Annotated in this window: 11 protein-coding genes and 2 pseudogenes; 4 read left to right on the top strand and 9 right to left on the bottom strand. The window is 72.2% G+C overall.

The annotated features are described in order from the left end of the window. Nucleotides 1–134: 134 nt before the first annotated feature. The 7 genes from F9C41_RS27175 to ruvC form a co-directional block, all read right to left on the bottom strand. A complete protein-coding gene (locus tag F9C41_RS27175) occupies nt 135–689 on the bottom strand; it encodes an adenine phosphoribosyltransferase (protein ID WP_407924737.1) in 555 nt (184 codons plus the stop codon). Between the two features lie 181 nt (nt 690–870). After that, nucleotides 871–1,983, bottom strand: coding sequence for a protein translocase subunit SecF (gene secF / locus F9C41_RS27180; RefSeq protein WP_155389699.1), 1,113 nt, complete (start codon nt 1,981–1,983; stop codon nt 871–873). Further along, on the bottom strand, nt 1,983–3,839 hold the full coding sequence (secD, locus tag F9C41_RS27185) for a protein translocase subunit SecD (RefSeq protein ID WP_196279976.1): 1,857 nt from the start codon (nt 3,837–3,839) through the stop codon (nt 1,983–1,985). Before secD ends, secF begins: the two co-directional genes overlap by 1 nt. A 94-nt stretch (nt 3,840–3,933) precedes the next feature. Continuing rightward, on the bottom strand, nt 3,934–4,221 hold the full coding sequence (yajC, locus tag F9C41_RS27190) for a preprotein translocase subunit YajC (RefSeq protein ID WP_155389821.1): 288 nt from the start codon (nt 4,219–4,221) through the stop codon (nt 3,934–3,936). A 190-nt stretch (nt 4,222–4,411) separates the two neighbouring features. Further along, nucleotides 4,412–5,476, bottom strand: coding sequence for a Holliday junction branch migration DNA helicase RuvB (gene ruvB / locus F9C41_RS27195; protein WP_155389700.1), 1,065 nt, complete (start codon nt 5,474–5,476; stop codon nt 4,412–4,414). Then, nucleotides 5,473–6,069 (bottom strand): Holliday junction branch migration protein RuvA, encoded by a 597-nt coding sequence (gene ruvA, locus F9C41_RS27200; RefSeq protein WP_155389701.1) that lies wholly within the window; start codon nt 6,067–6,069, stop codon nt 5,473–5,475. The genes ruvB and ruvA overlap by 4 nt, the downstream gene beginning before the upstream one ends. After that, nucleotides 6,069–6,599, bottom strand: coding sequence for a crossover junction endodeoxyribonuclease RuvC (gene ruvC, locus F9C41_RS27205; RefSeq protein WP_155389822.1), 531 nt, complete (start codon nt 6,597–6,599; stop codon nt 6,069–6,071). Before ruvC ends, ruvA begins: the two co-directional genes overlap by 1 nt. A 161-nt stretch (nt 6,600–6,760) precedes the next feature. On the opposite strand from ruvC, the gene F9C41_RS27210 reads away from it, so the two are divergent. The 4 genes and pseudogenes from F9C41_RS27210 (at nt 6,761) to F9C41_RS27220 (ending at nt 10,433) form a co-directional block, all read left to right on the top strand. Then, a complete protein-coding gene (locus F9C41_RS27210) occupies nt 6,761–7,534 on the top strand; it encodes a 3-hydroxybutyrate dehydrogenase (protein ID WP_155389702.1) in 774 nt (257 codons plus the stop codon). A 23-nt stretch (nt 7,535–7,557) separates the two neighbouring features. Beyond that, nucleotides 7,558–8,454 (top strand): annotated as a pseudogene (locus tag F9C41_RS42225) (GAF domain-containing protein); the annotation flags it as partial. A gap of 156 nt (nt 8,455–8,610) precedes the next feature. Beyond that, nucleotides 8,611–9,606: pseudogene (locus F9C41_RS42230) on the top strand (PucR family transcriptional regulator); the annotation flags it as partial. Nucleotides 9,607–9,677: 71 nt separating this feature from the next. Next, a complete protein-coding gene (locus tag F9C41_RS27220) occupies nt 9,678–10,433 on the top strand; it encodes an alpha/beta fold hydrolase (protein ID WP_155389704.1) in 756 nt (251 codons plus the stop codon). A 194-nt stretch (nt 10,434–10,627) separates the two neighbouring features. Here F9C41_RS27220 and F9C41_RS27225 read toward each other — a convergent pair whose 3' ends face one another. After that, entirely contained in the window at nt 10,628–11,245 is a 618-nt protein-coding gene (locus F9C41_RS27225; RefSeq protein ID WP_155389705.1) for a TetR/AcrR family transcriptional regulator, read from the bottom strand. 13 nt (nt 11,246–11,258) lie between these two features. Continuing rightward, on the bottom strand, nt 11,259–12,911 hold the full coding sequence (locus tag F9C41_RS27230; protein ID WP_230690058.1) for an MFS transporter: 1,653 nt from the start codon (nt 12,909–12,911) through the stop codon (nt 11,259–11,261). Nucleotides 12,912–13,105: the final 194 nt, after the last annotated feature.

Consider the following 13,105-nt stretch of genomic DNA (forward strand, 5'->3'; position numbering starts at 1 on the left):
CCGTTTTGCCGACAGGTGCGTACCGCTGCCGGCAGCAGCCGGGGAGGGCACTCGTGGCGTCCGTCACCCGGGCGGGTGGCGGACGTGATGGATCAGGACGCTGTGCGCGCCCCGGCGGTGGTGTGCGTGGGGCGCTAGATGCGCAGGAGGGAGTGCACCGGGCGCTCGCCGAGGCGCTCGCGGCCGCCGAGGAAGCCCAGCTCGATCAGCACCACGAAGCCGGCCAGCTGCCCGCCCGCGCGCTCGACCAGGTCCAGCGTGGCGTCGGCGGTGCCGCCGGTGGCCAGCACGTCGTCGACGACCAGCGCCCGCTGGCCGGGCGTGAACGCGGCCTCGCTGATCTCCAGGGTCGCCGTGCCGTACTCCAGGGCGTACGTGGCGGCGTGGGCCACCCGGGGCAGCTTGCCGGCCTTGCGTACGGCCACCACACCCGTGCCGGCGGCGTACGCGACCGCGGCGGCCAGCACGAAGCCGCGCGCCTCCACCCCCACGACCACGTCGAACTCGCCGGCGTACCGCGTCACGATCGCGTCGATGACGCCGCGGAACGCCTTGCCGTCGGCGAACAGCGGGGTCAGGTCCTTGAACAGGACACCCGTCTTCGGGAAGTCCGCCACGTCGACGACCATGTCGGCGACGAGCGCCGCGGTGGCGGGCCCGCTGTCACCCTGGATCAGATCGTTGGTCACGGGCACACCCTAGTACGCCCAGCCCCACCGCCACACGTTCACCGCCTGTCCCACCCGCCGGCTGTGTCGCCCGGCACTCCCCTGCCGCTCCGCCCCGGTCCGGGCAGAGCCGTCCGGGAGGCCCGGCGAACGGCCGAGGCCCGGCCCCCTGACGGGAGACCGGGCCTCGGAACGTGTTACGTCAGCGGCGCTTGCCTGCGGGACGGCCCGCGGGACGCCCCGCCTTGGCGCCGACGGTGGGCTTGGCGCCCGCCTTCGGTGCCGCACTGCCCGCACCCGCGCCGACCTGCGCCGGCAGGTCGCCCGCCGGGGACTTGGCCGGAGCGGCGCGGCGTGCCAGCACCCGCGCGGTGTGGTTGGCGATCTTCGGGTCCTTCTCCTTCAGCCACACCAGCACCGGCGTGGCGAAGAACAGGGACGAGTAGACCGCGGTGCCCATACCGATGAACAGCACCAGGCCCAGGTCCTTCAGCGTGCCCGCGCCGAGCAGGCCCGCGCCGATGAACAGCAGGCCGCCGACCGGCAGCAGCGCCACCAGCGCGGTGTTGATGGACCGCATGAAGGTCTGGTTCAGCGCCAGGTTGGCCGCCTCGGCGTACGTCTGGGTGCTGCTGCCCGTGATGCCGCGGGTGTTCTCCTGCACCTTGTCGAACACGACCACGACGTCGTAGAGCGCGAAGCCCAGAATCGTCAGGAAGCCGATCACGGTCGACGGGGTGACCTCGAAGCCGACCAGCGAATACACCGCGGCCGTGGCGACCAGGTCGAACACGAGGGAGGCGACCGCGGCCGCGGCCATCTGCCACTCGAAGCGGATCACCAGGTAGATGCTGACGACCAGGACGAACAGCGCCAGACCGATCAGCGCCTGCTCGGTGACCTGCGCGCCCCAGGCCTGGCTGACCCGGTTGCCGCTGACGTCGTCGGCGTTGAGCTTCAGCGTCGTGACGATCTTCTCCTTGACCGCCTCGGTCTGCTCGTTGGTCAGCGACGAGCTACGCACCGTGTACGCGGCGTCGCCGACCTTCTGCACGGGGACCAACGACGCCTCGGCGTCGACCGACTTGATCGCGTCGTCGATCGCCTTCTCGACCTCGACGGACGAGCCCGCCGAGACCGGCACCGTGAACTCGTTGCCGCCCTTGAACTCGATGCCCGGCTTGAAGCCGATCAGGGACATCGCCAGGATCGCGACCAGCAGCATGCCGCCGGCGACACCGAACCACAGCTTGCGCTTGCCGACGATCTGGAATCCGGCGTCACCGCTGTAGAGCCGGGATGCGAGACCACTCATCACTTAGCCTCCTTGGCTTCGTGCAGCACGCGGCCCAGGCCGCTGACGCGCGGGGAGAGGAACGCGTCGGTACGCGCGAACATCGTCATGATCGGGTGACGGAAGAGGAACACCACGACCAGGTCGATCAGCGTCGCCAGACCCAGCGCGAAGGCGAAGCCCGCCACCGCGCCGGAGGAGACGAGGTAGAGCACCAGCGCGGCCATCAGCGAGATCGCGTTGGCGGTCAGGATCGTCTTGCGGGCACGCACCCAGGCGCGGGGCACCGCGCTGCGCGGGCTGCGGCCCTCGCGGATCTCGTCCTTCAGACGTTCGAAGTAGATGACGAAGGAGTCCGCGGCGACACCGAGCGAGACGATGAATCCGGCGATACCGGCCAGCGTCAGCGTGAAGCCCATCTCGCGGCCCAGGAACACCAGGGCCAGGAAGGTCAGCGCCGCCGACAGGATCAGCGACAGCACGATGACCGTGCCCAGCAGGCGGTAGTAGAAGAACGAGTAGATGACCACCAGCAGCATGCCGATGCCGGCCGCGAGCAGACCCGCCTGCAGGTGCTCACCGCCCAGCGTCGGGGTGATGGACTGGGCCTCCTGCTGGAGGAACGTCATCGACAGCGAACCGTAGTTCAGGTTGTTCGCCAGGTCGGTGGCCGACTTCTGGTCGAAGTCGCCGGTGATGACGGAGTCGTCACCGAGCACGCCCTGGATCTCCGGCGAGGAGATGACCTTGTTGTCGAGCACCACGGCGACGCGGCAGTGGCTGTCCGCGCCCAGCGCGGACTGGTCGCACTTCTGGCCCTCGTTGTTGAACGACTCCTTGGTCAGCGAGGTCCACTTGTCCAGACCCGCGCTGGAGAAGTCCAGCGAGACCACCCGGCGGTTGGTGTTCTGCTCGATCTGCGGCGACGCCTTGTCGACGTCGGTGCCCTTGACCTTCGACACGTCGAGCAGGTACTTCATGCCGTTCTCGCACGCGACGGCCTCGGCGTCCGGGTTGTTGATCGAGCCCGGGGGGCGCTTGTCGAGCTGCTCGCAGCTCACCTGCGGCACGTAGAACTGCACCTTCGGCGCCAGCAGCGCGGCTTCGTACTCGTTCAGCTGAGCGAACGGCTGGAGCACCTCGAGCTGGGCCGGCTCGGCCGCGACCGCGGTCAGCTTGCCGGCGGCGTCCCAGGCGGCCTTGCCGACCTTCGCCTGCACCTGCTCCACGGTCACCTTGCGGTTCGCGGGGGCGGACGGCTTGGGCGCGGCGGCCGGGCTGGCCGAGGCGGTGGGGCTCTTGCTGGCGGCCGGGGTCGGCGTCGGGGTCGGCGCCATCGCGGCACCGCCGCCGGTGCCACCGGACGACGCGCTCACCGACGGCTTCGGCGTCGCCGCCGGGCTGGCCGCGGTGCTCGGCTTCGGAGACGCGGACGCGCTCGGGCTCGGCGACGCCTGCGGCGCGGCGGCCAGGCCGCTGCCGTCGGTCTGGCTCAGCAGCTTGCGGAAGAACAGCTGGGAGGCCTGGCCGACGTCGTTGATCGCGTCGTCGCCCTTCTTGGCCACCGAGATCACGATGTTCCGGTCGCCCTCGATGACGACCTGCGCCTCGGCCACGCCACGGGCGTCGACCCGCTCGGCGATGATGCGACGGGCCTGCTCGAGGTCCTGCGCGGTCGGCGCCTGGCCGTCAGCGCCGGTCTGCGCCAGGAGGGTGACCCGCGAGCCGCCGACGAGGTCAAGGCCGAGGTTGGGGGCGAGGCGATCTTCCCAGCCGCCCTTGCCGCCGAACCAGACCGCGCTGGCGAGGATGACGAAGATGGCGCCGAGAAGGGCAAGTTGCCTCCCGGGGCGCATCTGTCCCTGAGGTGGTGCCACGGCTGTCGAGTCTCCCTGGAATGAATGACGGATGGGGATGCGCCACGGCCGGCGCGGAAGAGATGCGCCTCAGCCGTGGCGTGGGGTCAGCGAGTTACTTTTCTTCCTTGATGGGGTTGTCCACCACGTGCTCGGTCGGCACGGTGACCTGCTCGGTCACCCGGCCCACGGCCGCGCGCGCGTAGCGGGCGGTCACGCCGGGCGAGATCTCGAGGGTGATGCTCTCGTCGTCCGTGGAGACCACCGTGCCGTACAGACCGCCGATGGTGATCACCTTGTCGCCGGCGCCCAGCGACTTCTGCATCGACTCGGCCTCCTTGCGACGCTTCGCCTGGGGCCGGATGAACATGAAGTACATCAAGCCGAAGAGCAGGGCGAACATGATGATCGTCGGCAACGCGCTGCCGGAATTACCGCCCACTTTGTGACCTTTCCACACGGCCCCGCCGCGCGGCTGTGCACGCCGGCGGTGGCATCTGTCGTCCGTTCGGACCGCGCGAAGTCTAGTCGGTACGCGAGCGATCGCACACTTGCGGTGTAGGTCACGTTAAGATCACGAACGCGAGGTCCGCTTACGTGTCCGGCTGTCCGTCGACGGTGAACAAGTCGGGTGCCGTGATAGCACCAGCACCAAAAGTACCATTTGGTGGTTTTTTACCGAGATGACGCCACGCGGCCGCCGTCGCCACCCTGCCCCGGGGCGTACGCGCCAGCAGGCCCGCCCGCACCAGGAACGGCTCGACGACCTCCTCGACCGTGTCCGGCTGCTCCCCCACGGCCACGGCCAGCGTGGACACCCCCACCGGGCCCCCGCCGAACAGCTCGACCAGCGACACCAGCACCGCCTTGTCGAGGCGGTCCAGCCCGATGTCGTCGACGTCGTACACCTTCAGCGCGGCGCGCGCCGAGGTCACGTTGACCACCCCGTCCGCGCGCAGCTCGGCGTAGTCGCGTACGCGGCGCAGCAGGCGGTTGGCGATACGCGGTGTGCCCCGGGACCGCCCGGCGATCTCCGCGATGCCCTCCTGCGTCGCCGCCACCCCGAGGATGCGCGCCGAGCGCTGCAGCAGCGAGGCCAGTTCCGGCGCGCTGTAGAACTCCAGGTGCCCGACGAAACCGAACCGGTCCCGCATCGGGCCCGTCAGCAGGCCGGCCCGGGTCGTCGCGCCGACCAGCGTGAACGGCTCCACGTCGAGCGGGATCGCGGTCGCGCCGGGGCCCTTGCCGACCATCACGTCGACCCGGAAGTCCTCCATCGCGCTGTAGAGCAGTTCCTCGGCCGGTTTCGCGATGCGGTGGATCTCGTCGATGAACAGCACGTCGCCCTGTTGCAGGCTGGTCAGCACCGCGGCCAGGTCGCCCGAGCGCTCGATGGCGGGGCCCGACGTCATCCGCAGCGCCCCGCCCAGCTCCGCCGCGACGATCATGGCCAGGGTGGTCTTGCCCAGCCCCGGCGAGCCGGAGAACAGGATGTGGTCCGGCGGCGAGCCGCGCCGCAGCGCGCTGTGCAGCAGCACCTCCAGCTGCTCGCGCACCCGCTCCTGGGCGACGAACTCCGACAGCCGCTTCGGGCGCACCGACGCCTCGGCGTCGCGCTCCTCCGGCGAGGCCAGCGCGCTGACCAGTGAGTCGGTCATCGCGTCTTACCCAGCAGCCGGATCGCCTGCTTGAGCAGCACGGGCACGGGCGGGGTCGGGCCGTCGATCGTCTCGGCCACCGCGGTGACCGCCTGGTCGGCCTGCGCCTGGCTCCAGCCGAGCCCGACCAGGCCCTGGCGCACCTGCTCGGTCCACGCCTGCGGGCGGCCGCCCTGGGCCGGCACCGCGGCCACCGGGCCGACCTTGTCGCGCAGCTCCAGGACCATCCGCTCGGCGCCCTTCTTGCCGATGCCCGGCACCTGGGTCAGCGTCGAGACGTCCCCGTGCGACAGCGCGGCGCGCAGCACGTCGGGGGTGTGCACGGACAGCGCGGCCTGGGCCAGCTTCGGGCCCACTCCGGACGCCGTCAGCAGCAGCTCGAACAGCTGCTTCTCGTCGTCGTCGGCGAAGCCGAACAGGGTCAGCGAGTCCTCGCGCACGATCAGGGTGGCCGACAGCCGGGCCTGCTGGCCGACCCGCAACGACGCCAGCGTGCCCGGCGCGCAGAGCAGGCGCAGGCCCACCCCGCCCACCTCGACCACGGTCGCGTCCGCGCCGATCGAGGCGACGGTCCCCGCCACACTCGCGATCATCACTGCCTGCCCTTCGCGGTACGGATGGCCTCGCTCAGCCGGTCGCGCGTGCCACCGCGCCAGATGTGGCAGATGGCCAGCGCCAGCGCGTCGGCCGCGTCCGCCGGGCGGGGCGGCGCGTCCAGCCGCAGCAGCCGGGTGACCATCGTGGTGACCTGTTTCTTGTCGGCCTGACCGGAGCCGGTCACGGCGGCCTTGACCTCGCTGGGAGTGTAGGTGCGCACCGGCAGCCCGGCGCGCGCGGCCGCCAGCACGGCGACCGCGGCCGCCTGCGCGGTGCCCATCACCGTGCGCACGTTGTGCTGGCTGAAGACCCGCTCCACGGCGACGCTCTCGGGCTGGTGGCGCGCGATCAGCTCGGCCAGGTTGCGGTCGAGGTGCAGCAGCCGGTCGGCCAGGTCGGCGTCGGGATCGGAACCGATGACGGTGTAGTCGATCATCACGCAGGGCCGGCCGGGCACACCCTCGACGACCCCCACGCCGCACCGGGTGAGACCGGGATCGACGCCGAGCACCCGCCGCTGCCGCACCTGCACCCGCTGCTCCGTCCACTTCGCCGTACGTGTGTACGACACCCTAGCGGACACCACCGTCAGCGCGGCCGAGCCACGTCCCGCCACATCCGTTCCCGGCACACTGTGTGGGCGCGACCCATGTGCGCGCTCCCGCGCGGCTCGTAGGTTCACGCACCATGACGACCGCGACGCCGCCACTCGTTCGACTCGACCTCACCGGCCGCACCGCACTGGTGACCGGCGCCGGCAGCGGCATCGGCCGGGCCTGCGCGGCCCGGATGGCGCAGGCCGGGGCCAAGGTGCTCGTGGTCGACCGGGACGCGGCCTCGGCCCGGCTGGTCGCCGGCGAGATCGGCGGCACCGCGGTGGTCGCCGACCTGGCCGAACCGGACGCCCTCGACGAGCTCGACCCGGCCGTCGACGTGATCGTCAACAACGCGGGCCTGCAGCACGTCGCGCCGCTGCAGGACTTCGACCCCGAGCGCTTCAACTACCTGCACCAGGTCATGCTCGTCGCGCCGTTCCGGCTGGTGCGCCGGGCGCTGCCGCACATGTACGCCCAGGGCTGGGGCCGGATCGTGAACATCTCCTCGGTGCACGGACTGCGCGCGTCGGCCTTCAAGTCGGCGTACGTGTCGGCCAAGCACGGCCTCGAGGGCCTGTCGAAGGTCATCGCCGTGGAGGCCGCACCGTACGGCGTCACCTCGAACTGCATCAACCCCGCCTACGTGCGCACCCCGCTGGTCGAGGGCCAGATCGCCGACCAGGCGCGCTCGCACGGCATCGACGAGACCGAGGTCATCGAGCGGATCATGCTGGCCAAGGCGGCGATCAAGCGCCTGATCGAGCCGGCCGAGGTCGCCGAGCTGGCCGCCTACCTGTGCACCGACGCCGCCTCGTTCATCACCGGCACGTCCATCGCCATGGACGGCGGCTGGACAGCCCAGTGATCGGCGGGGTAGGAATGCGAGCCATGCCCTCCTCGACCATCCGGTTCCTCGAACTGCTCGAGCGCGAGGCGGCCCCGGTCGAATTCGAGGGGCCGCTGGTCCAGGCGCGCTCGCGGGGCGCCGGCCCGGACGAGATCGCCGAGCTGGAGGAGGCGAAACTCGCCGCGCTGCGGGTGCGGGCGCTGCTCGAGCGCCGCCGCCGCCGCGAGGCGGAGCTGTCCGGCCTGTACGACACCGCGGGCGACCTGGCCGGCCTGCGCGACCTCGACGCGGTACTGCACGCGATCGTGCACCGGGCGCGCAACCTGCTCGGCACCGACATCGCCTACCTGACCATGAGCGACGACGCCGCCGGCGACGTGTACATGCGGGTCACCGACGGTTCCGTCTCGGCCAAGTTCCAGCGGCTGCGGCTGCCGCTGGGCGCGGGCCTGGGCGGCCTGGTCGCGCAGACCGGCACGCCCTACGCCACGGCGAACTACCCCGAGGACCGCCGCTTCCACCACACCGGCGAGATCGACGCGGGCGTGGGTGAGGAGGGCCTGGTCGCCATCCTCGGCGTGCCGCTGCGGTTGGGCTCCCGCGTCATCGGCGTGCTGTACGCGGCGAACCGCTCCGAGCGCCCGTTCGCCCGCGAGGAGGTGTCGCTGCTGGTGTCCCTCGCAGCGCACGCCGCGGTCGCCATCGACACCGCCCGGCTGCTCGGCGAGACCCAGACCGCGCTGACCGAACTGTCCGCCGCGCACACCAAGATCTCGGCGCACAGCGCGTCGGTGGAGCGCGCCGCGGCCGCGCACGACCGGATGACCGCGCTGGTGCTGCGCGGCGGCGGCGTCGAGGAGGTTGCCGCCGCCGTCACCGACGTGCTCGGCGGACGCCTGGTCGTGCTGGACTCCGACGGTCGCACGCTGGCCGCCGTCGGCGGGGACCTGCCGTCCGGCGGCCTGGCGCACGCGGGTGGGTTCCCGACCAGTGCCACGATCACCGACGGCGCTTTCGCGCGGGTGGCGCCTGCCGAGGCGGTCGCGAGCGCGCTCGCGCCGGACGGCGCCGTGCTGCTGCCCGACGCCGCGGTGGTGGCCGAGGCGCTGGCGGTGTCCCGGGCGGACGGGCGTGCCGTACGCCGGGGCGGTTTGTGGTTCGCCGCCGTCGTCGCCGGGGCGGAGAACCTCGGCGCGCTGGTCTGGCGGCCGCGGGACGACACCGGCCACGCCGACCAGCAGATCCTGGAGCGCGCCGCGCTGGTCACCGCGCTGCTGCTGCTGTTCCGCCGCACCGTCGCCGAGGCGGAGGGCCGGGTGCGCGGCGAACTGCTCGACGACCTCATCGCCCGGCCGGTACGCGACCCCGAGTCGCTGCGGGCCCGGGCCCGGCGGCTGAACGTGGACCTGTCCCGCCCGCACGTGCTGGTCTGCGTCGACGACGCCGCTGCCGTCTCCGGTCCGGCCCGGCAGCGGGCGGTGTCGTGGGCGCACACCTTCGCCGGCACGCATGCCGGGCTGGCCGCCACCCGCGACGGCCGGGTGGTGCTGATGGTGCCCGGCACCGACGCGGGCGCGCTGGCCCGCTCGGTCGCCCGGGAACTGGGCCGGGTGCTGGGCCGCCCGGTCACCGCGGGCGCGGCCGGACCCGCCGCCGACCCCGCCGGGCTCGCCACGGCGTTCAAGGAGGCCGACCACTGCGCCACCGCGCTGGCCGCGCTGGGCCGCGTCGGCGACGGGGCCTCCACGGCCGAGCTGGGTTTCGTCGGGCTGCTGCTGGGCGCGGTCCGCGAGGGCGGCGACCCGGACGTGACCCGGTTCCTGCGCGACACCATCGGCTCGGTCGTCGACTACGACACCCGCCGCGGCACCACGCTGGTCAAGACGCTGGAGTGCTACTTCGGCACGGGCGGCAGCCTGGCCCGCGCCGCCGAGCAGCTGCACGTGCACGTCAACACGGTCACCCAGCGGCTGGACCGGGTGGCCCAGCTGCTCGGCGCCGACTGGCAGCGTCCCGACCGGGCCCTGGAGGTGCAGCTCGCGCTGCGCCTGCACCGGCTCGGCACGAACGCCGAACAACTTTCCGACTGACACCCCACCCCCGTCCGCTCCTCGGCGGTACTGACAGACGACAGGGTCCGTCCGTCCACTGAGGAGTGCACATGCGCAGACCGGGTCTGCTGGCCGCTGCCGCCATCGCCGTCGCCCTGGCCGGGTGCTCGGGCGGCGACCCGGCGCCCACCCCGAGCCCGACCGGCCTGAACGCGGGCGCGGCCTGCGAGCTGCCCGCCGGCGCGCGGCAGACGCGGTTCGGCGAGCACGGGGCCGACCTGGGCGGGGTCATCCTCGGCAGCGGGCAGACGGGGATCGTGCTGGCCCACCAGAACGGCGGCGACGTCTGCCAGTGGCTGCCGTACGCGATCGAGCTGGCCGGCCAGGGTTACCGGGTGCTCGCGTTCGACTTCGGCGGGTTCGGGGTCTCCACGTCCGGCGACGCGAGCACCCCGCAGCAGGTCGCGGCCGCGGCGGCCACCCTGCGCGCCGACGGCGCGACCGGCATCGTGCTGGTCGGCGCGTCGATGGGCGGCACCGCGGTGCTGGCCGCCGCGCCCACCGTGACGCCCGCCCCGCTGGCCGTGGTCGCGCTGTCCGCGCCGGCGATGTTCGGCGCGAACGCCCTCGACGCCGCGCCGAAGCTGACCATGCCGGTGCTCTACGCCGCGGGCGAGTTCGAGAGCAGCTTCGCCGACAGCGCCCGTGAGCTGTACGGGCTGACCCCGAAGACGACCGTCAAGGAGCTGCTGATCGTGCCGACCGACTGGCACGGGGTGTTCCTCGTGGCGCTCGGCGGCCCGGCCGCGACGGACACCGTGCGGGCGAAGCTCGCCGAGTTCCTCAAGTCCCACGCGCCGGTCTGACGGCGGCGCGGCCACGGCGGACGGGGGTTCGGCGTCGTTGCGGATCAGGGTGCCGCAACGCCGCCGAGGGGACGCCTCAGCTGCGCCGCAACCGCTCCGCGGTCAGGACGGGCACCTTCTGCGACACCTAGCGATGTGAAGGTGCCCGTCCTTCGCAGAAACGCGTCGCCGGCTGGGGCTCGCCGGGCCGGGTCTCAGGCGGCGACGCCCTGCAGGACCACGTCCACGATCTGCTCGGTGAGGTCGTCGACGTCGTCGAGGCGGGGGTTCCAGCGCACCATGCGGTGCAGTAACAGCGGGCTGATCAGCATCGACACCACGACCTCGATGTCGAGATCGGCGCGCAGCTCGCCGTCGGTGACACCGCGGCGCAGCACCTCGCGCATCACCTCGCGGCGCGGCTCGGTGATCGCCTCCTGCCAGATCCGGTAGGCCTCCGGGCTGCGCGACACCTCCGGCATCAGGCACGGCATCACCCGGACCGCCCGCTGGTCCTTCTGTCCCACCACGCTGAGCAGGCGGATCAGGTCGGCGCGCACCGAGTCGCCCAGCGGCTGCGTCGGCGGGCCCTTGAGCTTGACCAGCGTCTCGAGCAGCAGCTCGTCCTTGCCCGCCCAGCGCCGGTAGATGGTCGCCTTGCCCACACCGGCACGGGCCGCGATCGCCTCCATGCTCAACGCCTCGACGGTGGTGCCCTCCTCGATCAGGTCGAGGACGGCCTCCAGGATCGCCTCATGCGCGCGGGAGCTGCGCGGACGCCCCTGCGTCCGCGCAGCTCCCGTCGTCGCCGGCAAATCAGCGAGCTCAGTCATGGTGAACGGAACCTTACCCGACCGTGGACAACCGGGACGGCCGCTGGACGTCGCCCTCATCACCGTCCGCGGCGGGAACCGAGCGGTTCACCGGAACCCCGGCCGGAACCGCGGGACCACCGGCGCCGGGCGCCCCACCGGGACCGCCCGCACCCTGGGCCAGCTTCTTGGGCATCCAGCGCAGCACCACCGCGACCGCGATCAACGCCACCAGCGTGGAGCCGAGCGCCGCCCAGTGCATGGCGTGCACGAAGGCGTCGTTGGCCGCGGTCACCAGCGGTGCGCCCGCCGGGCCGAGGTTGCCGGCCACGCCGTACGCCCCGGCGACGGACTCGTTGGCGATGTCGCGGATCGGCTCGGGCAGCGCAGCCGTCGCGGGCTCGATCTCGCCCCGGTAGACCCCGGCCACGACCGAGCCGAGCACGGCCACGCCCATGGCCACGGCGACCTGCCGGACCGTGTTCGACACGGCCGAGCCGACGCCGGCCTTCTCCCGCGGCAGCACCGACATGATGGTGTTGGTGGCGGGCGGCATCACGTTGGCCATGCCGGCGCCCATGAAGAAGAAGTTCACCACCACGATCCAGATCGGGGTGTCCACCTGCAGGGTGGCCAGCACCGCGAAGGTGACCCCGGCCACCAGGATGCCGGTCGCCGCCACGGTGCGCACACCGAACCGCTTGACCAGGTTCGTGCTCAGCGGCGCGAACACCATCTGGCCGACCGCGAACGGCACCAGCAGCGCCCCGCTCTGCATCGGCGAGTAGTCCCGCACCAGCTGCAGGTAGAAGCCGACGAAGAAGAACGAGCCCATGGAGGCGAAGAACAGCAGGCCGATGCTGGCCACCGAGGCCGAGAACCGGGCGTCACGGAACAGCTTCACGTCCAGCGAGGGGTGCGTGGTGCGCCCCTCCCACCAGACGAACGCCGCGAGCACCGCCGCGCCGCCGATCAGCGAGGCCCAGACCTCGGGCCTGCCGAAGCCGTGCTCGCCGCCGTCGACGATGCCGTACACCAGCGCCACCAGGCCGACCACGGACAGCACCACGCCGACCAGGTCGATGCGGCCCGGCTGCGGGTCACGCGACTCGGGGACCAGGAACCCCACTGCGACCAGGCCGAACAGGATGATCGGCACGTTGATGATGAAGACGGAGCCCCACCAGAAGTTCTCCAGCAGGAAGCCGCCGAGCAGCGGGCCGATGGCGACCGCGAGGCCGACCGAGCCGGCCCAGATGCCGATCGCCTTGCCGCGCTCGCGCGGGTCGAAGACGTTGGAGATGATCGAGAGCGTCACCGGCATGATCGCCGCACCGCCGACGCCCATGAAGGCACGGGCCGCGATGAGCTGGCCGGGGTCCTGCGCGTAGGCCGACAGCACCGACGCGATGCCGAACAGCACCAGGCCGATGAGCAGGAAGCGCTTGCGCCCCCAGCGGTCGCCGAGCACGCCGAAGCTGAACAGCAGCCCGGCGAAGACCAGGGTGTACGAGTTGATGGCCCACTCCAGCTGGCTCTGGGTCGCGCCCAGGCCGTGGACGGGGTCGGCGAGCGTACGCATCGCCACGTTGAGCACGGTGTTGTCGAGCACGACCACGAGCAGGCTGATCACCAGCACGCCGAGAATCGCCCAGCGCCTCGGGTGCCCGGTGTTAGCAGAGTCCACGTGTTTCCATCCCCCAGGATTCCGATACGGTTCCGTTCCGTATCGGAAGTGACGCTACGCCCGCCCCCACAAATACGAAACCGTCCCGTATCGAAAGTGACCCACCCCACTCCCCGGAATAACGCCGCGGGCCCCCGCCGCCAGTCCGGGGGGCCCCCCCCGCGCGGACCACGGTGCCGGCCCCGGGGGGGGGC

Origin of the sequence: Catellatospora paridis, assembly GCF_009720365.1 — a bacterium.
Lineage (GTDB): Bacteria > Actinomycetota > Actinomycetes > Mycobacteriales > Micromonosporaceae > Catellatospora > Catellatospora paridis.

Excerpts from the sequence above, each read along its gene's own strand:
- secF (WP_155389699.1), bottom strand. The coding sequence starts at position 1,983 with ATGAGTGGTCTCGCATCCCGGCTCTACAGCGGTGACGCCGGATTCCAG.
- yajC (WP_155389821.1), bottom strand. The coding sequence starts at position 4,221 with ATGTTCGCCCTGCTCTTCGGCTTGATGTACTTCATGTTCATCCGGCCC.
- ruvB (WP_155389700.1), bottom strand. The coding sequence starts at position 5,476 with ATGACCGACTCACTGGTCAGCGCGCTGGCCTCGCCGGAGGAGCGCGAC.
- ruvA (WP_155389701.1), bottom strand. The coding sequence starts at position 6,069 with ATGATCGCGAGTGTGGCGGGGACCGTCGCCTCGATCGGCGCGGACGCG.
- F9C41_RS27210 (WP_155389702.1), top strand. The coding sequence starts at position 6,761 with ATGACGACCGCGACGCCGCCACTCGTTCGACTCGACCTCACCGGCCGC.
- F9C41_RS27220 (WP_155389704.1), top strand. The coding sequence starts at position 9,678 with ATGCGCAGACCGGGTCTGCTGGCCGCTGCCGCCATCGCCGTCGCCCTG.
- F9C41_RS27225 (WP_155389705.1), bottom strand. The coding sequence starts at position 11,245 with ATGACTGAGCTCGCTGATTTGCCGGCGACGACGGGAGCTGCGCGGACG.